The sequence below is a fragment of the Actinacidiphila epipremni genome (assembly GCF_012034175.1).
In the GTDB taxonomy this organism is placed as follows: Bacteria; Actinomycetota; Actinomycetes; order Streptomycetales; family Streptomycetaceae; genus Actinacidiphila; species Actinacidiphila epipremni.
Map to the genome: position 1 here is coordinate 1 of NZ_JAATEJ010000016.1, position 19,371 is coordinate 19,371.

The window sequence follows — 19,371 nt, forward strand, 5'->3', positions numbered from 1 at the left end:
ACTTCCTTCGCGGCCGTTTCACCGGCCCCTCCGGGCTTTCCCTTCGTGTTTCCCAGCTTACCCGACTCCCGCACCGATTCATAATCGGTTGTTTCCGTCCGCGGATTCGATTTCCGGGCGCGCCGAAAACCGTCCCGCAGTACGGGAGGACGTAGGTAGTGGGTGGCCGCTCGGGCGGTGGAAGCCGGTGTGAACCAGGTCTCTCACCGTTTTGGCGACTCGGACTACGTTACGCACGTACGGCGGCCGAGTCAAGCTCGGCCGCCGTTCAAACATGGATTTTCGGTCAGGGTCGCGCCAGGGCGCTCAGCGCACCTCGACCGCGGCCAGGTTGCGCTTGCCGCGGCGCAGGACGAGCCAGCGGCCGTGGATGAGGTCGGCGGCGGTCGGGACGGCGTCCTCGTCCGTCACCTTGGCGTTGTTGAGGTAGGCGCCGCCCTCCTTGACGGTGCGGCGGGCGGCGGACTTGCTCGCGACCAGCTCGGTCCTGGCCAGCAGGTCCACGACCGGTGCCAGCTCGGTGACCTCGGCGCGCGGGAGCTCGCTGAGGGCGGCGGCGAGGGTGCGCTCGTCGAGGTCGGCGAGTTCGCCCTGGCCGAAAAGCGCCTTCGACGCGGCGATCACGGCGGCGCACTGGCCGGCGCCGTGGACCAGGGTGGTGAGCTCCTCGGCGAGGGCGCGCTGGGCGGTGCGGGCCTGCGGGCGCTCGGCGGTGAGCTGTTCCATCTCCTCCAGCTCCGCGCGGTCGCGCAGGCTCAGGATGCGCATGTAGGTGGAGATGTCCCGGTCGTCGGTGTTGAGCCAGAACTGGTAGAAGGCGTAGGGCGTGGTCATCTCCGGGTCGAGCCAGACGGCGCCGCCCTCGGTCTTGCCGAACTTGGTGCCGTCGGCCTTGACCATCAGCGGGGTGGCCATGCAGTGGACCTCGGCGCCCGGTTCCAGCTTGTGGATGAGGTCGAGGCCGGCGGTGAGGTTGCCCCACTGGTCGCTGCCGCCCTGCTGGAGGGTGCAGCCGTGCCGGCGGTAGAGCTGGAGGAAGTCCATGCCCTGGAGGATCTGGTAGCTGAACTCGGTGTAGCTGATGCCCTGCTCGGACTCCAGCCGGCGGGCGACGGAGTCCTTGGTGAGCATCTTGTTGACCCGGAAGTGCTTGCCGATGTCGCGCAGCAGCTCGATCGCGGACAGGTCGGCCGTCCAGTCGAGGTTGTTGACCAGGACGGCGGCGTTGTCGCCCTCGAAGGACAGGAAGGGGGCGATCTGGCCGCGCAGGCTGTCGACCCATCCGGCGACCGTCTCCGGGTCGTTGAGGGTGCGCTCCGCGGTGGGGCGGGGGTCGCCGATCAGGCCGGTGGCGCCGCCGACGAGGGCGAGCGGGCGGTGGCCGGCGAGCTGGAGGCGGCGCATGGTGAGGACCTGGACGAGGTGGCCGACGTGCAGGCTGGGCGCGGTCGGGTCGAAGCCGCAATAGAAGGTGACGGGACCGTCCGCGAGGGCCTTGCGCAAGGCGTCCTCGTCGGTGGACAGCGAGAAGAGCCCGCGCCACTTCAGGTCGTCGACGATGTCCGTCACGGCTTCGTGTCTCCTTGGTTCTGCTGGGTTCTGCCTGGTTCTGCTGCGTCCTGCTCGGTCCTGCTCGGTCCTGCCGAGGGCAGGTGGTTCTGCCGGGCGGTTCAGGCTACCGCCGCTTGCGCGGGGCATGCGCACGGTAAGGGCTGACGGTGGGGTCGCCGGCGATCCAGTAGCGCCACGGGTGGTCGGCTCCGGCGCCGCCGACGCCGGTGCGCGGGCCGGTGCGCAGGGCGGCGGGGTCGGGCGGGGTGCCGGTGAGGATGCGGAAGGGTCCGCCGGGGGCGCAGGCGTCGGCGCCGTTGAGGGCGCGGTCGACGGACAGGGCGGTGGCGAGCCGGGCGGGGCCCTGGGCGAGGTCGCTGTCCTTGCGCGAGGTGGGGCGGTGGATACGGGCCAGGTCCGCGCCGGTCGTGATCGCGCCGGCCCGCAGCAGGATTCCGGAGGCGGTGCCTTCGGGGCCGCACACCAGGTTGAGGCAGTGCCACATTCCGTAGGTGAAGTAGACGTACGTGTGGCCGGGCGGCCCGAACATCACGGCGTTGCGGTCGGTGCGTCCGCGGTAGGCGTGGGAGCCGGGGTCGTTGGGGCCGTCGTACGCCTCGACCTCGGTGAGCCGCAGTTCGATCGGGCCGTCGTCGGTGTGCCGGACGAGGACGCGGCCGAGGAGGTCGGGGGCGATCTCCAGGACCGGGCGGTCGAAGAAGGAGCGGTCCAGCGGGGTCCGGTCGGGTGCGGTGATCACGGGTCTTGAGCGTACCTGAGCGGTGTGGAACCAGCCGGGTGCGCTCTGCGTTCGTAGAGTTCGCCAAGAACTGTGCACTGGACCGGTGGAGAAGGGTGTCCTCGATGGGCTTCAAGAAGCTGATGGCGTCTCTGGGTGCGGGTGGGGCGTCGGTGGAGACCGACCTGTTCACGGCGGACGTGACGCCGGGCGGGGTGGTCCAGGGCGAGGTGCGGATCCAGGGCGGCTCGGTGGAGCAGCGCATCCAGGGGCTGTCGGTGGGGTTGCAGGCCCGGGTGGAGGTGGAGCGCAAGGACGCCGAGGGCAACGACGTCGAGTACCACCAGAACATCGAGTTCCACACGCAGCAGATCGGCGGGGAGTTCGAGCTGAAGGCCGGGGCGGTGCACACGGTGCAGTTCTCGCTGGAGGTGCCGTGGGAGACGCCGGTGACGATGTTCATGGGGCGGCATCTGACCGGGATGAACGTCGGGGTGACGACGGAGCTGGCGATCGCGCGGGCGGTGGACAAGGGCGATCTGGACCCGGTCAACATCCATCCGCTGCCGGCGCAGGACGCGCTGCTGGACGCGTTCGGGCGGCTGGGCTTCCGCTTCCACGGGGCGGACCTGGAGAAGGGGCATGTGCGCGGGACGCGGCAGCGGCTGCCGTTCTACCAGGAGATCGAGTTCAAGGTCCCGGAGCAGTACAAGAAGGGGCTCAAGGAGGTGGAGCTGACGTTCGTGGCCGACGGGCGGGAGATGGACGTGGTGATGGAGATGGACAAGAAGCCGGGGCTGTTCGGTGGCGGGGACACGTATCGGTCTTTTGTGATGGACATGCAGTCGTTTGAGCAGACGGACTGGGCGGGCTACCTCCATCAGTGGCTGGCCGAGGTGGGAGCGAAGCGGAACTGGTTCTAGGGTTCTACGCTCGGACTGTCCGAGTGACGTTCGATCGAAAGGTGCCGAGGTGTCCGAGCAAGCGCGGCCTCCCCTCCCCCATGACTTCCACCCGCAGGTGCCGGCGTTCACCGTGGTGAGCGATGACGTCCGGGACGGGGACACGCTTCCCGACGAGCATGTGTACGCCGAGGGGAACGTCTCGCCGCATCTGCGGTGGGAGGGTTTCCCGGCGGAGACGAAGAGCTTCGCGGTGACGTGCTACGACCCGGACGCGCCGACCGGGAGCGGTTTTTGGCACTGGGTGCTGTTCGACATCCCGGCGTCGGTGACGGAGCTGCCGCGTGCGGCGGGGTCCGGGGACTTCGCGGGGCTGCCGGACGGTGCGGTGCACGCGCGCAACGACTACGGGACGCGGGACTTCGGCGGGGCGGCGCCGCCGGCCGGTGACGGGCCGCACCGCTATGTCTTCACCGTCTACGCGGTGGATCAGGACAAGCTGGGGGCGGACGCGGGTGCGTCGCCCGCGGTGGTGGGCTTCAACCTGCGGTTCCACACGCTGGCGCGGGCGCAGCTGGTCGCCGAGTACGAGGTGCCGGCGGGCGGCTGAGCCGGCGGGCGGGCGCCCGGTCCCGGGGACCGGGTGGCCCGCGCCGGCCGGCGCGCCCCGGGCGCCGGGTCGCCCGACCGCGCCCGGTGTCCGGGGCGCGGTCCGTCCCCCCTGCTTTTTCCGCGTTCTTCCCGCGCTCCTTCTCCCCCGGTCATCTGCCGTCCGCCCGGGGGAAATTGCGTTGTCCGGGAGGGAAACACGCGGGCACAGTGGTGCCACTTCGCCGCCGGGCGGAGCGGGGGCCACGGGAGGTGGGCGGAATGCGTGAGACGCTGGTGCTGAATGCGAGTTTCGAGCCGCTGTCGACGGTGTCGCTGCGGCGGGCGGTGGTCCTGGTGATGCAGGACAAGGCCGTGGTGGAGCAGGCGCATCCGGGGCTGCGGATCCGCGCCGCCGCGATGGACATCCCCGTACCGCAGGTGATCCGGCTGCGCCGGTACGTACGGGTGCCGTTCCGACAACGTGCTCCGTGGTCGCGGCGCGGGGTGCTGGTGCGTGACCGGCACCGGTGCGCGTACTGCGGCCGGCGGGCGACGACGGTCGACCACCTGGTGCCGCGGTCGCGCGGGGGCGCGGACTCGTGGCTGAACACGGTGGCGGCGTGCGCGCAGGACAACCAGTTCAAGGCGGACCGTACGCCGGAGCAGGCGGGGATGCGGTTGCTGACCCAGCCGTTCGAGCCGACGCCGGCGGACGCGCTGCTGCTGGCGCTGGGGGTACGGGACCGTGCGGGGCTGCCGGAGTGGCTGGCCCGCCCGGCGTGAGGGACGGGGGCGTCGCCGCGGGTGCGGTCCGGCTCAGTCGACGAGGAGCTGGACGATCGCGGCGACGCCCACGACGACGATGAGGGCGCGTAGCGCGGTGGGCGGCAGCCGGCGGCCGACGCGGGCGCCGATGAGGCCGCCGAGGGTGGCGCCGGCCGCGATGAGGCCGACCGCGGCCCAGTCCATGTGGGCGACGATGATGAAGAGCACCGCGGCGACGCCGTTGACCAGGGCGGCCAGGACGTTCTTCAGGCCGTTGACGCGTTGCAGGGTCTCGTCGAGGAGCAGGCCCATCAGGGAGAGGTAGATGACGCCCTGGGCGGCGCCGAAGTAGCCGCCGTAGACGCTGGCGAGGAAGATGCCGACCGGCAGCAGCGGGCCGCCGTGGGCGGGGGCGTCGGCGCCCTGGCGTGCGCGGCGGGCCTGGACGGTGCGGGAGAGCCGGGGTTGCAGCACGACCAGGACGAGGGCGGCGGCGATGAGCACCGGCACGATGGCGTGGAAGGCCTGTGAGGGCAGGGTGACCAGCAGGATCGCGCCGGTGGCGCCGCCGAGCAGGCCGACGGTGCCGAGCCGGACGAGCCGGTCGCGCTGGCCGGTCAGTTCGCGGCGGTAGCCGATGGCGCCGGTGAGGGAGCCGGGGACCAGGCCGAGGGCGTTGGAGACGTTGGCGGTCACCGGGGGCAGGCCGACGGCCAGCAGTACCGGGAAGGTCAGCAGGGTGCCGGAGCCGACGATGGTGTTGATGGTGCCCGCGCCGACTCCTGCGGCGAGCACGGCGAGGGCTTCGGCTGGGGACATGAGCGCGCTCCATGGTCGTGGCGCCTCCTCCCCGCCGGTCCGGTCGAGGGGGGCGCTGTGATCATGTCACAGCGGGGTGGGTGGGCCGCGGGGTGTCTCAGTCCCTGGCCAGGGCCCGGGTAGTGGGCCCTGGCGCGGCGGGCGGGTCGGTCCCTGCGGGGGGCGCCGGTCCTCGCGGGGGCGTCAGTCCTTGTCGAAGGGCGCGGACTCGCGGCGCGGCGCGGGGGTCGTGGCGCCCGTACCGCCGCCGGCGCCACCGCCGCCGTTGTTGCCGTTGCCGGGGACGCCGGGGAGGTTGACTATCCCGCCGAGGCCCTTGAGGGCGTCGTTGAGCTCGCTGGGGATGATCCAGAGCTTGTTGGCCTCGCCCTCGGCGATCTTCGGCAGCATCTGGAGGTACTGGTAGGCGAGCAGCTTCTGGTCCGGGTCGCCGGCGTGGATGGACTCGAAGACGGTGCGGATGGCCTGCGCCTCGCCCTCGGCGCGCAGGGCGGCGGCCTTGGCCTCGCCTTCGGCGCGCAGGATCTGGGACTGCTTCTCGCCCTCGGCGGTGAGGATCTGCGACTGCCGGACACCTTCGGCGGTGAGGATCGCGGCGCGCTTGTCGCGGTCGGCGCGCATCTGCTTCTCCATCGAGTCCTGGATGGAGGTGGGCGGCTCGATCGCCTTGAGCTCGACGCGGTTGACGCGGATGCCCCACTTGCCGGTGGCCTCGTCCAGGACGCCGCGCAGGGCGGCGTTGATCTCCTCGCGGGAGGTGAGGGTGCGCTCCAGGTCCATGCCGCCGATGATGTTGCGCAGCGTGGTGACGGTCAGCTGCTCGATGGCCTGGATGTAGCTGGCGACCTCGTAGGTGGCGGCGCGGGCGTCGGTGACCTGGTAGTAGATGACGGTGTCGATGTTCACCACCAGGTTGTCCTGGGTGATCACCGGTTGCGGCGGGAACGGCACGACCTGCTCGCGCAGGTCGATGCGGTTGCGGATGGTGTCGATGAACGGCACCACGATGTTCAGGCCTGCGCTGAGGGTGCGGGTGTAGCGGCCGAAGCGCTCGACGATGGCGGCGCTGGCCTGCGGAATGACCTGGACCGTCTTGATGAGCGCGATGAAGACGAGCACCACCAGGATGATCAGGACGATGATGATGGGCTGCATGTCCACTCCCCGCGCCGGTTGCCAGCGGAAATACGGTGTAACTCCGACATGATCGATCTTGGCAGAGCAGCCCCCCGCCGCGGGCGGGGTTCGGCGAATTCCCGGCCCGTGGGCGGCGGTTGCCCCGCCGTGCGCCGTCACATGACGACGGCGGTCGCTCCGTCGATCTCGACGACATCCACATGCTCGCCCGGGGCGAAGACCCGGCCTTCCTCCAGGGAGCGCGCGGACCACACCTCGCCGGCGAGCTTGATGCGCCCGTCGGCTCCGCTGTCGACCCGTTCCAGTACGACGGCCTGCCGGCCCTTGAGGGCGTCGACGCCGCTGCGCTGGCCGGCGTGCTGCCGGTTGCGGTAGGCCAGCGGGCGTACGAACACCAGCAGGGCGACGGAGATCACCACGAACGTGATGACCTGGGCGACGATGCCGCCGCCCATACCCGCCGCGGCGGCTCCGCCGAGCGCGCCGATCGCGAACATTCCGAACTCGGGCATTGCCGTGATCACCAGCGGGATGCCGAGTCCCACTGCGGCTATCAGCCACCACACCCATGCGTCCACGACATCAATCCTAGGGCCGCGCAGGGCTGTTGGGGCAGTACGCGTCCGGTCTCAGGACAGCGGGAGGCCGGCGGCGGTGAAGCGGTCGCCGCGGCGCTCGACGACGAGCGGCAGGCCGAAGCACACCGACAGGTTGCGGGAGGTCAGTTCGGTCTCCAGGGGGCCTGCGGCCACGACCTTGCCCTGACGGATCATCAGGACGTGGGTGAAGCCGGGCGCGATCTCCTCGACGTGGTGGGTGACCATGATCATGGCGGGTGCGATCGGGTCGCGGGCGAGCCGGCCGAGGCGGCGGACCAGGTCCTCCCGGCCGCCGAGGTCGAGTCCGGCGGCGGGCTCGTCGAGCAGCAGCAGTTCGGGGTCGGACATCATGGCGCGGGCGATCAGGGTGCGCTTGCGCTCGCCCTCGGAGAGGGTGCCGAACCTGCGGTCCAGGAAGTCGCTCATGCCGAGCCGGTCGAGGAAGGCGCGGGCGCGGTCCTCGTCGACCTGCTCGTACCCCTCGTTCCAGGTGGCGGTCATGCCGTAGGCGGCGGTGAGGACGGTCTCCAGGACGGTCTGCCGGCGCGGCATCTTCTCGGCCATCGCGGCGCCGGCCATGCCGATGCGCGGGCGCAGTTCGAAGACGTCGACGTTGCCGAGCTTCTCGCCGAGAACCGAGACGGTGCCGTGGGTGGGGAAGAGGTAGCTGGAGGCGACGTTGAGCAGGGTGGTCTTGCCGGCGCCGTTGGGGCCGAGGATGACCCAGCGCTCGCCTTCCGCGACCGACCACGACACGTGGTCCACCAGAGCGCGTCCGTCGCGGACCACGGATACGTCCACCAGCTCCAGCACATCGCTCATGAGCGCGTTGTCTCCCATTTCACAGTCGTGTGACTCCGGTGGTGCCGGGGCGGCACGTCCGCGGAGGTGTCCCCTGGAGAAAACTTACGCCACCGCGCGAGCGGTCCAGTCCATAGGCTGGGGGCATGCTTGATGAACCTCGCTCCGGGCGGCTGGCCGCATGGGGAAATGCCCTGCTTGCCGGACTTGCCGCCCCTGACGACGTGGCGCAGCGCATCATCGGCGGCGACGCCGTGCACCGGATGGTGGACCTGCCGGGCGAGCACGGCCCCGTGGGGCTGACGCTGGGGCTCGGCCGGTTGCGGGCGCTGGGGGTGACCGGGCTGCGGCTGGCGCTGCCGGTGGCCGGGCACCCGCTGGGCCTGAGCGGGCCGCCGCACTTCAACGACCTGGCGCTGGAGGCCGGCGAGGCGGTGCTGACCGCGGGCGCGGTCGCGCTCGGCCTGGTGCCGGACGTGCACGAGGCGGGCCCGGCCGGCGATGTGCACGTGGAGGTGGAGTGGCGCTGCCTGCCGGTACGGGAGGCGCCGCCGGCCGATGTGCCGTCGCTGGGCGAGGCGGAGCGGGAGCTGGCGGAGGCGCTGCGGGACGCGACGGCGGCGCTGGCCGCGCTGGACGTGGCCGGGACGGGCGGGCCGACGGCGCATGCGGCGCTGGAGGCGTACCGGGCGCGGGCGGCGCGCGGCCGGGAGGTGCTGGCGCCGGGGTATCCGCCGCGGGCGGTGCGGGTGCTGGAGCTGGCGCAGCGGGTCGCGGCGCTGGTGGAGATCGCCGAGGTGGACGGGCACGGGGCGGCGGTGAGCGCGTCGCAGATCGCGGCCCGCGCGCAGCTGCTGCGGCCGGTGGAGCGCACCGCCCGGCGGGCGCAGGTCGCGGCGTACAACGCGTATGTGGAGGAGGCCGAGCGGCGCCGCCCGTAGCCGGTACGGGGCCGGGCGCGGGTCCGGCCGGGCGGGTACGGGCGCGGGTCCGGCCGGGGTTCAGCCGCCGACGCCGTTGCGTACCGCCCACAGGGCGGCCTGGGTGCGGTCGGCGAGGTCCAGCTTCATGAGGATGTTGGACACATGCGTCTTGACCGTCTTCTCCGACAGCACCAGCGCGCGGGCGATCTCCCGGTTGGAGCGGCCGTCGGCGATGAGGGTCAGGACCTCGGTCTCGCGGTCGGTGAGGGCGTTGCCGCGGCCCTGCCCTGCGCCGCCGGCCTGGTCCTGGGAGAGCAGCGCGCCGGCCACCTCGGGCTGGAGCAGGACGTGCCCGGCGTGCACGGAGCGGATGGCGTCGGCGAGCGCGACGGGGTCGACGTCCTTGTAGACGTATCCGGCGGCGCCGGCCCGCAGCGCGGGCACGACGGTGCGCTGCTCGGTGAAGCTGGTGACGATGAGCACCCGGGCGGTGCTGCCGGCCGCGCGCAGCCGCCGCAGCGCCTCGATGCCGTCGGTGCCGGGCATCTTGACGTCCATCAGGATCACGTCGGGCCGCAGCTCCTCGGCGCGCTCCACGCCCTCCTGCCCGTCGGCGGCCTCGCCGACGACCTCGATGTCGCCCTGCACCTCCAGGAAGGTGCGCAGGCCGCGGCGGACGACCTGGTGGTCGTCGACCAGCAGGACGCGGATGACGTGCTCAGCCACCGGGCACCTCCAATTCGATCACGGTGCCCCGCCCGGGCGCCGACCGTACGTCGAGCCGGCCGCCGACGGCGCCGGCCCGGTCCCGCATCGAGGCCAGCCCGAAGTGCCGGCCCGCGGTGCGGACCGAGTCGGGGTCAAAACCCTGGCCGTCGTCGCCGACCCGCAGCCGTACGCTCTTGCCGCGGCCTTCGAGGCGGACGTCGACCTGCCGGGCGCGGGCGTGCCGCAGCGCGTTGTGCATGGCCTCCTGGGCGACCCGCAGCACGACCTCCTCCTGGGAGGCGGGCAGGGCGCGGACCGCGCGGGCCTCGAAGGTGACCTTGGCGGCGTGGACGCGGTTCAGGACGTCGGCCTGGGTGCGCAGGGTGGCGACCAGCCCGTCGTCCTCCAGGGCCGCGGGGCGCAGTTCGACCACGACGGCCCGCAGCTCGTCGGCGGCCTCGCGGGCGAGCCCGGCGACCTCGCGCAGCTGCTCCTTGGCGCGGGCGGGGTCGGTGTCGACCAGGGCGGTCGCGGCCTGCGCGGTCAGCCGCAGCGAGAAGAGCTTCTGGGAGACCGCGTCGTGCAGTTCGTGGGCGATCCTGGCCCGCTCGCCGACGAGGGTCAGCTCGCGGCTGCGCTCGTACAGCCGGGCGTTGGTCAGGGCGATCGCGGCGTGGTCGGCGAGGATGCGCAGCAGGTCCTCGTCCTCCTGGGTGAAGCGGTGCCGCTCCTCGGGGCGTTTGTCGCACTGCTTGTTGGCCAGGAACAGGGCGCCGAGGATCTCCTCGCCGTCCATGACGGGCATGCCGATGAAGTCCCGCATGACGGGGTGCTGGCGCGGCCAGCCCTCGAAGCTGGGGAAGTCGCGGACGTCGTCCAGGCGCTGCGGGGTGGTCTCGTGCAGCATCGCGGCGAGGATGCCGTGCTGGCGGGGCAGCGGGCCGATGGCCTTCCACTCCTCGTCGCTGACGCCGTCGACGACGAACTGGGCGAAGCCGCCGTGGTCGTCGGGCACGCCGAGGGCGGCGTACTGGGCGGCGAGCAGTTCGCGGGCGGAGCCGACGATGGTCTGCAGGACCTCGCGGACCTCCAGCCGGCGGTTCATCGCCAGAACCGCGGCGCTGACCGCTTCGATCCCGCCTCGGGGCGGCCTGCTGGACATGTCTCCACGGTACCGGCGGCAGGCCGGCGCCCGGATGCGCCGCGGGACGGAGCGGGGCCGGGCACTTTGGACCTACGCCCTTGTGACCGCGCGGGTACGGCGGGCGGCCGACGCGGGCGCGGCGGGGCCGTTCCTACGGTGAGGGGCAGGAGGTCCGGCGGCAAGGCCGGGCCGGCAGCCGCGCCGTCCGGAGGACGGGCCTCACGGGGGTGAGGGATCGCGGCGCTCATGGGAACGAGGGCGGGATCATGCCGGTGGCGATCATCACGGGGGCGTCGCGGGGACTGGGCCGGGCGCTGGCGGCGGAGCTCGCCGGGCGGGGCTGGGGGCTGGTGCTGGACGGGCGGGACGCGAAGGCGCTGCGGGCGGCGGCGGCCGGGCTGGAGCGGGCGGCGCCGGGGGCGGGGTCAGCGCCGGGGGCGGGGCCGGCTCCTGGCGGGGGTGTGCGGGCGGTGCCGGGGGACGTCACGGATCCGGGGCACCGGGCGGCGCTGGTGGCCGCGGCGGCGGGGCTGGGCGGGGTGGACCTGCTGGTGAACAACGCCAGTGCGCTGGGGGCCGAGCCGCTGGTGCCGCTCGCGGAGCTCGCGCCGGCGGGGCTGCGGGAGGCGCTGGAGGTCAATGTGACCGCGCCGCTGGCGCTGGTGCAGGCGGTGCTGCCGGCGCTGCGGGCGGCGGGCGGCGCGGTGCTGAACGTCAGCTCGGACGCGGCGGTGGAGGCATATCCGGACTGGGGCGGCTACGGGGCGAGCAAGGCGGCGCTGGACCACCTGTCGGCGGTGCTGGCGGTGGAGGAGCCGGCGGTGCGCGTGTGGGCGGTGGACCCGGGGGACCTGCGGACCGCGCTGTACGCGGCGGCGGTGCCGGACGACCCGGACTTCGCCGCGCGCCCGCTGCCGGAGCAGGTGGCGCCGGTGCTGCTGCGGCTGCTGGACGAGGGGGCGGCGAGCGGTCGCTACACGGTGGCGCAGCTGCGGGCCGGGCTGCGGGAGGGGCGGTGACGGCGGTGGCTCCCGGGGTCCTGCGCGGCCTGCGGGTGCCGCCGGAAGCGCTGGCGGCGGCGCCACCGGCCCGCCGGGACGGGGTGCGGCTGCTGGTCGGGCGGCGGGCCGGCCTGGAGGTGGAGCACCATGCCTTCCGGGCGCTGCCGGGGCTGCTGCGGGCCGGGGACGTGCTGGTGGTGAACACCTCCAGGACGCTGCCGGCGGCGATCGACGCGGATCTGGCCGGCGAGCCGGTGGTGGTGCACTTCTCGACCCGGCGGGACGACGGGCGCTGGGTGGTGGAGGTGCGCCGCCCCGACGGGCGCGGCTCCACCGTCCGCCGGCCGGGCGGCCCGGCGGGCGCGGTGCTGCGGCTGGCCGGCGGCGGCGAGCTGCTGCTGGAGGCGCCGCTGGACCCGGCCGGCGACCGGCTGTGGGTGGCGGCGCCGTCGCTCGCCGACCCGGCGCGGCACCTGCGGCGCCACGGGCGGCCGATCCGTTACGCCTACACGGCGCGTGACCAGCCGCTGGCGGCGTACCAGACGGTCTTCGCGACCGCGGCGCCGGACGGCCGGGCCTCGGCGGAGATGCCGAGCGCGGCCCGGCCCTTCACCGCGCCGCTGGTGACCGAGCTGGTCAGCCGGGGGGTGCAGATCGCGCCGCTCGTGCTGCACACCGGCGTGGCGTCGGCCGAGGCGCACGAGCCGCCGTACGCCGAGCCCTACGGGGTGCCGGCGGCGACCGCGGGGCAGGTGAACGCGGCGCGGGCGGCCGGCGGGCGGGTGATCGCGGTGGGGACGACCGCGGTGCGCGCGCTGGAGTCGGCGGCCGACGGGCGCGGGGTGGTGCGGGCGGCTTCGGGCTGGACGGAGCTGGTGGTCACCCCGGAGCGCGGGGTGCGGGTGGTCGACGGGCTGCTGACCGGTTTCCACGAGCCGGAGGCGTCGCATCTGCTGATGCTGCGGGCGGTGTCCGGGGACGCGCTGCTGGAGCGGGTGTACGCGGCTGCGCTCCAGGAGCGCTATCTGTGGCACGAGTTCGGCGACGTGAACCTGCTGCTGCCGTAAAAGGCTCCTCAATAAGGCTCACATAAAGCACCCCCGCGGTCACCCGGCGCGACCGCGGGGGTTTTGCTGTGTGAGGTAACCGACAGGACGTGCGTCACATACTAACCAACGTAGTCGCTTAGGAGTCCCGGCAATACGTGCGGCACCGCCGGGAAGTGACCCGCCGTTCCGCCCCGACCTACGAATCTTATTCGTAGCAACCTTCATTGACCCCCGTTTTGCCAGGCCCTAAGAATTCTCGGGTCCGCAACCGGAAGAGGTCATTCCATGCAGCTCCCCACGATCCCGAAGATCGGCCGACTGTCCAAGAAGCACAAGATCACGGCGGCCGGTGCCGCCGCCGCGGCTGCTGTTGTCCTGGCCGTCACCGGTCTCCAGGTGACCGGTGGGTCCGCCCAGGCCAGCGGCGAGCCGACCGGCTTCGCCGTCGACAAGGGCCAGCAGGTCAAGGACCTGGACGCGCAGGCCGGGCTCGCCTCGCAGAAGGCGCTCCAGGACGACGCCGCCGCGAAGAAGAAGGCGGCCGACGACAGCGCGGCGCAGGCCAAGGCAGCCGCCGACGCCGCGGCGAAGAAGAAGGCCGCGGACGCGGCGGCCGACGCCGCGAAGAAGAAGGCCGCCGCCGACGCCGCCAAGCGCGCCGAGAGCAAGCCGGCCGCGAACCGCTCCACGCACCGCACCGCGCTCAAGCCGGCCCCGAAGAAGGCCGCCCCGAAGGCCGCCCCGAAGAAGATCGCGCCCAAGGTCGCGACCGCCGTGGCCCCGAAGAAGGTCGTCTACCCCGACAACCTCGACGGCTGGATCCGCGAGGCCCGCGCCGTCCTGGCCGCGCACAACATTCCGGTGCCGACCTACAACGGCATTTACCGCAACATCATCCGGGAGTCCTCAGGAAACCCGAACGCGATCAACCTCTGGGACATCAACGCCAAGAACGGCATTCCCTCCAAGGGCCTGCTCCAGACGATCGACCCGACCTTCAACGCGTACCACGTGTCGGGTACGTCGTGGAACGTCTACAACCCGGTCGCGAACATCGCCGCCGCGTGCAACTACGCCTGGCACGTCTACGGCGGAATGGACAACGTCAACTCGGCGTACTGATTTCGCCTGACCGGCCTGTTCCGGGCAGATCCGCAGACGCGTGAGGGCGGTGGGACGGACACGTCCCACCGCCCTTGCGCGTCACGGTGATTCCGCTCGGGAACGCCTACGTGCGCATCTACTTGCGCATGACCTCGGGCTCGTGCCGGCGCAGCAGCCGGGCCACCACGACACCGCACAGCACCGCCATGAGCAGCAGCACCGCGATGTCCAGCGTCCAGGCGCCGGCGGTGTGCTTCCACAGCGCGTCGCTGGTCTTGTGCGTCGGGTCCCACGGCAGCAGCACGTTGAGGTTCGCCGTGACCCCGGTGCCGGCCACCGCCCAGCGGGCCGGCATCAGCCAGGACAGCTGCTCCACACCGGGCTTGCCGTACAGCTGGAACAGGATGCCGGTGAAGACGATCTGCACGATGGCGAACATGACCAGCAGCGGCATGGTCTTCTCGGCGGTCTTCACCAGCGCCGAGATGATCAGGCCGACCATCATCGAGGTGATGCCGAAGGCCATGATGACCAGCGTCATCTCCCAGCCCGGGTGGCTCTTGAGGATCACGCCCTCGGCCGGCATCGTGCGCGGCGCGAAGCCGATGCCGCAGATGATGGCGCCCTGGAGCGCGGTGATGACGCCGAGGACGATCACCTTCGACATCAGGTACGCCGAGCGGGACAGGCCCACCGCCCGTTCGCGCTCGTAGATCACCCGCTCCTTGATGAGCTCGCGCACCGAGTTGGCGGAGCCCGCGAAGCACGCGCCGACCGCGAGGATCATCAAGATGGTGCCGGCGTCCTTGTTGCTGAACGCCGGTGCGTTGCCGGGCCCGAGGCCGTGCTCGGCCGGCACGAGGATGCTCACCACGCCCAGGACCGCGGGCAGCACCACCATCAGCCCGATGAAGCCGCGGTCGGAGAAGATCACCGACAGGTAGCGCCGCACCAGCGTGACCAGTTGCGAGCCCCAGCCCTGCGGCTTGGGCGGCCGGGCCGCCTGGTAGGGGATGTAGTGCGCGGCCTGCGGGGCGGCGGCGTCCAGGTGGGCGGCGTACGTCTGGTAGTGCTGCGAGCCGCGCCAGCGGCCGGACCAGTCGTAGTCGCGGTAGTTCTCGAACGCGGAGAAGACATCGGCCCAGTTGTCGTAGCCGAAGAAGGTCAGCGCCTCGTCCGGCGGGCCGAAGTAGGCGACCGAGCCGCCCGGCGCCATGACCAGCAGCTTGTCGCACAGGGCGAGTTCGGCCACCGAGTGGGTGACGACCAGGACCGTGCGGCCGTCGTCGGCCAGGCCCCGCAGCAGCTTCATGACGTCGCGGTCCATGCCCGGGTCCAGGCCCGAGGTCGGCTCGTCGAGGAAGATCAGCGACGGCTTGGTCAGCAGCTCCAGCGCCACCGACACCCGCTTGCGCTGGCCGCCGGACAGCGACGTGACCTTCTTGTCCGCGTGGATGTCCAGCTTGAGCTCGCGCAGCACCTCGTCGATCCGCGCCTCGCGCTCGGCGGTCGCGGTGTCACCGGGGAAGCGGAGCTTGGCCGCGTACCGCAGGGCGGTCCTGACCTGGAGCTCCTTGTGCAGGATGTCGTCCTGCGGGACCAGGCCGATGCGCTGGCGCAGCTCGGCGAACTGCTTGTACAGGTTGCGGTTGTCGTAGAGCACCTCGCCCTGGTCGGCGGGGCGGTAGCCGGTCAGGGCGCGCAGCAGCGTGGACTTGCCGGAGCCGGACGGGCCGATCACGCCGATCAGCGACTTCTCCGGCACACCGAAGGAGACGTCCTTGAGGATCGTCTTGGTGGTCTTGCCGTGCGGCACGGTCACCGACAGGCGGCGCGCGGAGAAGGACACCGCGCCGGTGTCGACGAACTCCTCCAGCCGGTCGCCGACCAGCCGGAAGGTGGAGTGGCCGACGCCGACGATGTCGTTGGGGCCCAGCAGATGGCGCTGGATCGGCTGGCCGTTGACGTACGTGCCGTTGTGGCTGCCGAGGTCGACGATCTCGTAGCGCCCGTCGGGGTGGGCGCGGAATTCGGCGTGCAGCCGGGAGACCTGGAGGTCGGTGACGACCAGCTCGTTCTCCAGCGCGCGGCCGATGCGCATGACGCGGCCGAGGGCGAGCTGGTGGAACGTCGTCGGGCTGCGGTCCCCCTGGCCGGGCTGCACCGGCTGGCCGGCGGCCGGTGGTTGCTGCGGCGGTATGTACTGCGGCGCCGGCTGCTGCTGCGGCCAGCCCCCGCTCTGCGCCTGCGGCGGCACACCGCCGTGCTGCGGCGGGTACGGCTGCGCCGGGGCCGGCGGTGCCTGCGGCGGCGGCGCGTACTGGGGCGGCGCGCTCTGCTGGAAGGCCGGGGCCGGAGCCTGGGCCTGCGGCTGCGGTGCCGGGGCCGGCTGCGCGGCCTGCTGGGCGGCGTACGCCTCGGGGCCGGACGCGGCGACGGGTGTGCCGCCGGAGAAGGACAGCCGCGGGCCGTCGGTGGCGTTGCCGAGTGTGACGGTGGTGCCCGGGCCCACCTGCGACTGCTGGACGCGCTGGCCGTGGACGAAGGTGCCGTTGGTGCTCCCCTGGTCCTCGATCACCCACCCGCGCTCGGCGTGCCGGATCGTGGCATGTCGCCATGAGACCCGTCCGTCGTTGCAGACGAGGTCGCTGCGCGGGTCGCGCCCCAGCGTGTAGGAGCGCGAAACGTCGAGCGTCCAGGTCCTGCCGTCCAGTTCGAGTACGAGTTCTGGCACCCCAAACCCCACTTGTCTTCCCCCGTGTTGTCCCCCATGAGGGGAGTCTAGGGATAGCGAACATCCGGAGGAACTATGGCAGGCCCCGGTCTCGTAACAGAAAGCGGCCTGGTGCGGACGCCGCGCGCCCGCGGCGGCGCACCGGCCGGTGCTGTCCGCCACGCGGGACGGACCGGCGGGGCCGCGGGCGGTCCGGATACGGTGGAAGGACCATGAACGACGCCTCGCACCTCGCTCCGGCCGGCCACCTCGCCCCTGAGGAGCCCGTCGCCGCCGTTCCCGCCGCGGACGCGCCGACGCTGCTGGTCAAGATCTTCGGCAAGGACCGCCCCGGCATCACGGCCGGCCTGTTCGACACGCTGGCCGCCTACGGCGTGGACGTGGTCGACATCGAGCAGGTCGTCACCCGGGGCCGGATGATGCTGTGCGCGCTGGTGACGCTGCCCGCGCCCGGCACCGGCACGGAGGGCGACCTGCGCGCGACCGTGCACAGCTGGGCCGACAGCCTCGGCATGGACACCGAGATCATCTCCGGTGTCGGCGACAACCGGCCGCGCGGCGAGGGGCGTTCGCATGTCACGGTGCTCGGCCGGCCGCTGACGGCGCAGTCCACGGCGGCCATAACGGCGGTCATCACCGGCGCGGGCGGCAACATCGACCGGATCTTCCGGCTTGCGAAGTACCCGGTGACGGCGGTGGAGTTCGCCGTGTCGGGCGCCGAGCCGGTCGCGCTGCGCTCGGCGCTCGCGGTCGCGGCGGCGGCCCGCGGGGTGGATGTCGCGGTGGTGCCGGCGGGCCTGCAGCGCAGGGCACAGCGGCTGGTGGTGATGGACGTCGACTCCACCGTGATCCAGGACGAGGTGATCGAGCTGTTCGCCGCGCACGCCGGGTGCGAGGCGGAGGTCGCCGAGGTCACGGCGGCGGCGATGCGCGGCGAGCTGGACTTCGAGCAGTCGCTGCACGCCCGGGTGGCGCTGCTGGCGGGGCTGGACGTCTCGGTGGTGGACAAGGTGCGCGCCGAGGTCCGGCTGACCCCGGGCGCGCGCACCCTGGTGCGTACGCTCAAGCGGCTCGGCTACCAGGTGGGCGTGGTCTCGGGGGGCTTCACGCAGGTCACCGACGACCTCAAGGAGCGGCTGGGGCTGGACTTCGCCGCGGCGAACACCCTGGAGGTCGTGGACGGCCGGCTCACCGGCCGGGTGACCGGGCCGATCGTGGACCGGGCCGGGAAGGCGCGGCTGCTGCGCAGCTTCGCGCGGCAGGCCGGGGTGCCGCTGAGCCAGACCGTGGCGGTCGGCGACGGCGCGAACGACCTGGACATGCTCAACGCGGCGGGCCTCGGCGTGGCCTTCAACGCCAAGCCGGTGGTGCGGCAGGCCGCGGACGCGGCGGTGAACGTGCCGTTCCTGGACACGGTGCTGTTCCTGCTGGGCGTCACGCGTGAGGAGATCGAGGCCGCCGACGCGATGGACGGCGTGCGCACGCCCTGAGCCCGGCGGCGGCTCCCCCGTCGTACTCGTCGTACGCGTCGTACGGCCCGCCCCGGCGGGGCTACCCCTCGTGCGGGGTCCAGAAGCCGGTGAGGCGGGCCGCGCCGTGCTCGACGTCCTTCCAGGGCGCGGTGAGGGTCAGGACGGAGAAGGCGGCGGTGGGGAAGCCGGTCTGCTTGACGTGGGCCAGCGGGGCGTCCTCGGCGGAGCCGGTGAGTGCCTCGGTGAGGGCGTGCATGCCCGGGTTGTGGCCGACGACCAGCAGCGAGGTGACGTCGTCGGGGGTCTCGGTGAGCAGCGCGAGCAGTTCGCCGAGGCTCGCGTCGTACAGCCGCTCCTCGTAGACGGTGCGGGGGCGGTGCGGCAGCTCGTGCGCGGCGAGCTTCCAGGTCTCGCGGGTGCGGGCGGCGGTGGAGCACAGGACCAGGTCGGGGGCGATGCCGTCGTCGGCGAGGCGGCGGCCGGCGGCCGGTGCGTCGAGCCGGCCGCGGTCGGCCAGCGGACGCTCGTGGTCCGGGACGTTCGGCCAGTCCGCCTTGGCGTGCCGGAGCAGGACGAGGGTGCGGGGCGAATCGACGGTCATGCCCTTCAGCTTTCCAGAAAACCCGCAGTCAGGCGCGCGATGGCGGTGATCACCGGGGGTACGGGCAGGGCTACCCGCGGCATGCGGTACGCACCGCGGGGGTAACCGTCACAGGAGGTGACCGAGCAGCCCGGACAGCGCGGCGACGGCCCGGGAGAGCAGGTCGCCGGCGGGTGCGGCGCCGGCGGCGCCGGCGCCGCCGCCGGTGATCAGCAGGAGCAGCGCGGCGAAGGCGACGGCGGGCAGCGCGACCGCCCACCACGGCAGCCGGGTCTGCACGCTCCCTGGCGTACGGCCCGCGGGGTCGGCGGGTGCGCCCTGGGACTGCCGGGCGTAGAGGTGCGGGGACTGCGTGGTCACGGTGACCGCCTCCGTGGGTGAGCCGTCGGGGTGCGTTTTCCTGCGGTGTCCTGCTGCACCTCGACGCTACGGCCGCGCGGGGCGGCGCCCCATCCGGCCGTCCACCCATGTCACCCTGACCCTGACCCCCCAGGGATGGTGGGGTTGTCCCCACCCCCGACTCGGGGTCGGGTCAGGGTCGCTGACCCGGGGTCAGCCGCACGGCCTCGCGGGACGGCTCGGGCGGGGGCCGTTCATCCCATCCGGGCGGCGATGGTGGCGACCACGGCGACGATCGCGGGCACCCCCATCATCAGGCCGAACAGGATCAGCAGCCGGCGGTGGGGCTGCGGGGGATTCGGTTCGAGTACGGGCATGCGCCCAGTCTGGCA

General features: G+C 72.8%; 20 protein-coding genes. 8 read left to right on the top strand and 12 right to left on the bottom strand.

Annotated features, from left to right (window positions below; genetic code table 11):
* Positions 1 to 306: 306 nt before the first annotated feature.
* A complete protein-coding gene (gene tyrS, locus HCN08_RS19430) occupies positions 307 to 1,569 on the bottom strand; it encodes a tyrosine--tRNA ligase (protein WP_167984426.1) in 1,263 nt (420 codons plus the stop codon).
* 106 nt (positions 1,570 to 1,675) lie between these two features.
* Complete coding sequence (locus HCN08_RS19435) at positions 1,676 to 2,311, bottom strand: DNA-3-methyladenine glycosylase (RefSeq protein ID WP_167984427.1); 636 nt, start codon at positions 2,309 to 2,311, stop codon at positions 1,676 to 1,678.
* A 104-nt stretch (positions 2,312 to 2,415) separates the two neighbouring features.
* Between HCN08_RS19435 and HCN08_RS19440 the strand changes: the two genes are divergently transcribed.
* The 3 genes from HCN08_RS19440 (at position 2,416) to HCN08_RS19450 (ending at position 4,566) form a co-directional block, all read left to right on the top strand.
* On the top strand, positions 2,416 to 3,213 hold the full coding sequence (locus HCN08_RS19440) for a sporulation protein (RefSeq protein ID WP_167984428.1): 798 nt from the start codon (positions 2,416 to 2,418) through the stop codon (positions 3,211 to 3,213).
* Positions 3,214 to 3,262: 49 nt separating this feature from the next.
* Entirely contained in the window at positions 3,263 to 3,802 is a 540-nt protein-coding gene (locus HCN08_RS19445; protein ID WP_167984429.1) for a YbhB/YbcL family Raf kinase inhibitor-like protein, read from the top strand.
* 260 nt (positions 3,803 to 4,062) lie between these two features.
* Positions 4,063 to 4,566, top strand: a complete 504-nt coding sequence (locus HCN08_RS19450; RefSeq protein WP_167984430.1) for an HNH endonuclease — start codon at positions 4,063 to 4,065, stop codon at positions 4,564 to 4,566.
* Between the two features lie 33 nt (positions 4,567 to 4,599).
* Here the strand turns inward: HCN08_RS19450 and HCN08_RS19455 are convergent, their stop codons facing one another.
* The 4 genes from HCN08_RS19455 to HCN08_RS19470 form a co-directional block, all read right to left on the bottom strand.
* Positions 4,600 to 5,367, bottom strand: a complete 768-nt coding sequence (locus HCN08_RS19455; protein WP_167984431.1) for a sulfite exporter TauE/SafE family protein — start codon at positions 5,365 to 5,367, stop codon at positions 4,600 to 4,602.
* A gap of 183 nt (positions 5,368 to 5,550) precedes the next feature.
* On the bottom strand, positions 5,551 to 6,522 hold the full coding sequence (locus HCN08_RS19460) for an SPFH domain-containing protein (protein WP_167984432.1): 972 nt from the start codon (positions 6,520 to 6,522) through the stop codon (positions 5,551 to 5,553).
* Between the two features lie 137 nt (positions 6,523 to 6,659).
* The gene (locus HCN08_RS19465; protein ID WP_167984572.1) at positions 6,660 to 7,091 is read right to left on the bottom strand and encodes an NfeD family protein; all 432 of its coding nucleotides are present in this window, start codon (positions 7,089 to 7,091) and stop codon (positions 6,660 to 6,662) included.
* Positions 7,092 to 7,133: 42 nt separating this feature from the next.
* Positions 7,134 to 7,943, bottom strand: coding sequence for an ABC transporter ATP-binding protein (locus HCN08_RS19470; RefSeq protein ID WP_167984433.1), 810 nt, complete (start codon positions 7,941 to 7,943; stop codon positions 7,134 to 7,136).
* A 107-nt stretch (positions 7,944 to 8,050) separates the two neighbouring features.
* Here HCN08_RS19470 and HCN08_RS19475 point away from each other — a divergent pair, with 107 nt between their 5' ends.
* Entirely contained in the window at positions 8,051 to 8,845 is a 795-nt protein-coding gene (locus HCN08_RS19475) for a hypothetical protein (RefSeq protein WP_167984434.1), read from the top strand.
* A 60-nt stretch (positions 8,846 to 8,905) separates the two neighbouring features.
* Here the strand turns inward: HCN08_RS19475 and HCN08_RS19480 are convergent, their stop codons facing one another.
* Both HCN08_RS19480 and HCN08_RS19485 read right to left on the bottom strand, forming a co-directional pair.
* Positions 8,906 to 9,553 carry a response regulator gene (locus HCN08_RS19480; protein WP_167984435.1) on the bottom strand — a complete coding sequence of 216 codons (648 nt, stop codon included), beginning with the start codon at positions 9,551 to 9,553 and terminating at the stop codon, positions 8,906 to 8,908.
* Positions 9,546 to 10,697: a GAF domain-containing sensor histidine kinase gene (locus tag HCN08_RS19485; protein ID WP_167984436.1), complete on the bottom strand. Its 1,152-nt coding sequence runs from the start codon at positions 10,695 to 10,697 to the stop codon at positions 9,546 to 9,548. The genes HCN08_RS19480 and HCN08_RS19485 overlap by 8 nt, the downstream gene beginning before the upstream one ends.
* Positions 10,698 to 10,945: 248 nt before the next feature.
* On the opposite strand from HCN08_RS19485, the gene HCN08_RS19490 reads away from it, so the two are divergent.
* The 3 genes from HCN08_RS19490 to HCN08_RS19500 all read left to right on the top strand — a co-directional run bounded on the left by HCN08_RS19490 (position 10,946) and on the right by HCN08_RS19500 (position 13,851).
* A complete protein-coding gene (locus tag HCN08_RS19490) occupies positions 10,946 to 11,698 on the top strand; it encodes an SDR family NAD(P)-dependent oxidoreductase (protein ID WP_167984437.1) in 753 nt (250 codons plus the stop codon).
* A gap of 5 nt (positions 11,699 to 11,703) precedes the next feature.
* Positions 11,704 to 12,747: an S-adenosylmethionine:tRNA ribosyltransferase-isomerase gene (locus tag HCN08_RS19495; protein ID WP_167984438.1), complete on the top strand. Its 1,044-nt coding sequence runs from the start codon at positions 11,704 to 11,706 to the stop codon at positions 12,745 to 12,747.
* Positions 12,748 to 13,014: 267 nt separating this feature from the next.
* Positions 13,015 to 13,851 (top strand): transglycosylase SLT domain-containing protein, encoded by an 837-nt coding sequence (locus HCN08_RS19500; RefSeq protein WP_167984439.1) that lies wholly within the window; start codon positions 13,015 to 13,017, stop codon positions 13,849 to 13,851.
* A 118-nt stretch (positions 13,852 to 13,969) separates the two neighbouring features.
* On the opposite strand, the gene HCN08_RS19505 is transcribed toward HCN08_RS19500, so the two are convergent.
* Complete coding sequence (locus tag HCN08_RS19505) at positions 13,970 to 16,579, bottom strand: FHA domain-containing protein (protein WP_167984440.1); 2,610 nt, start codon at positions 16,577 to 16,579, stop codon at positions 13,970 to 13,972.
* A gap of 200 nt (positions 16,580 to 16,779) precedes the next feature.
* Here HCN08_RS19505 and serB point away from each other — a divergent pair, with 200 nt between their 5' ends.
* On the top strand, positions 16,780 to 18,057 hold the full coding sequence (serB, locus tag HCN08_RS19510; RefSeq protein ID WP_167984441.1) for a phosphoserine phosphatase SerB: 1,278 nt from the start codon (positions 16,780 to 16,782) through the stop codon (positions 18,055 to 18,057).
* A gap of 61 nt (positions 18,058 to 18,118) precedes the next feature.
* On the opposite strand, the gene HCN08_RS19515 is transcribed toward serB, so the two are convergent.
* From HCN08_RS19515 to HCN08_RS36240, 3 genes are all read right to left on the bottom strand, one after another.
* The gene (locus HCN08_RS19515) at positions 18,119 to 18,640 is read right to left on the bottom strand and encodes a SixA phosphatase family protein (RefSeq protein WP_167984442.1); all 522 of its coding nucleotides are present in this window, start codon (positions 18,638 to 18,640) and stop codon (positions 18,119 to 18,121) included.
* A 108-nt stretch (positions 18,641 to 18,748) separates the two neighbouring features.
* Positions 18,749 to 19,000 carry a hypothetical protein gene (locus HCN08_RS19520; RefSeq protein WP_167984425.1) on the bottom strand — a complete coding sequence of 84 codons (252 nt, stop codon included), beginning with the start codon at positions 18,998 to 19,000 and terminating at the stop codon, positions 18,749 to 18,751.
* Positions 19,001 to 19,233: 233 nt separating this feature from the next.
* Positions 19,234 to 19,356: an SGM_5486 family transporter-associated protein gene (locus HCN08_RS36240; RefSeq protein ID WP_265738239.1), complete on the bottom strand. Its 123-nt coding sequence runs from the start codon at positions 19,354 to 19,356 to the stop codon at positions 19,234 to 19,236.
* Positions 19,357 to 19,371: the final 15 nt, after the last annotated feature.

Excerpts from the sequence above, each read along its gene's own strand:
- HCN08_RS19440 (WP_167984428.1), top strand. The coding sequence starts at position 2,416 with ATGGGCTTCAAGAAGCTGATGGCGTCTCTGGGTGCGGGTGGGGCGTCG.
- HCN08_RS19450 (WP_167984430.1), top strand. The coding sequence starts at position 4,063 with ATGCGTGAGACGCTGGTGCTGAATGCGAGTTTCGAGCCGCTGTCGACG.
- HCN08_RS19455 (WP_167984431.1), bottom strand. The coding sequence starts at position 5,367 with ATGTCCCCAGCCGAAGCCCTCGCCGTGCTCGCCGCAGGAGTCGGCGCG.
- HCN08_RS19460 (WP_167984432.1), bottom strand. The coding sequence starts at position 6,522 with ATGCAGCCCATCATCATCGTCCTGATCATCCTGGTGGTGCTCGTCTTC.
- HCN08_RS19470 (WP_167984433.1), bottom strand. The coding sequence starts at position 7,943 with ATGGGAGACAACGCGCTCATGAGCGATGTGCTGGAGCTGGTGGACGTA.
- HCN08_RS19475 (WP_167984434.1), top strand. The coding sequence starts at position 8,051 with ATGCTTGATGAACCTCGCTCCGGGCGGCTGGCCGCATGGGGAAATGCC.
- HCN08_RS19485 (WP_167984436.1), bottom strand. The coding sequence starts at position 10,697 with ATGTCCAGCAGGCCGCCCCGAGGCGGGATCGAAGCGGTCAGCGCCGCG.
- HCN08_RS19490 (WP_167984437.1), top strand. The coding sequence starts at position 10,946 with ATGCCGGTGGCGATCATCACGGGGGCGTCGCGGGGACTGGGCCGGGCG.
- HCN08_RS19500 (WP_167984439.1), top strand. The coding sequence starts at position 13,015 with ATGCAGCTCCCCACGATCCCGAAGATCGGCCGACTGTCCAAGAAGCAC.
- serB (WP_167984441.1), top strand. The coding sequence starts at position 16,780 with ATGAACGACGCCTCGCACCTCGCTCCGGCCGGCCACCTCGCCCCTGAG.
- HCN08_RS19515 (WP_167984442.1), bottom strand. The coding sequence starts at position 18,640 with ATGACCGTCGATTCGCCCCGCACCCTCGTCCTGCTCCGGCACGCCAAG.
- HCN08_RS36240 (WP_265738239.1), bottom strand. The coding sequence starts at position 19,356 with ATGCCCGTACTCGAACCGAATCCCCCGCAGCCCCACCGCCGGCTGCTG.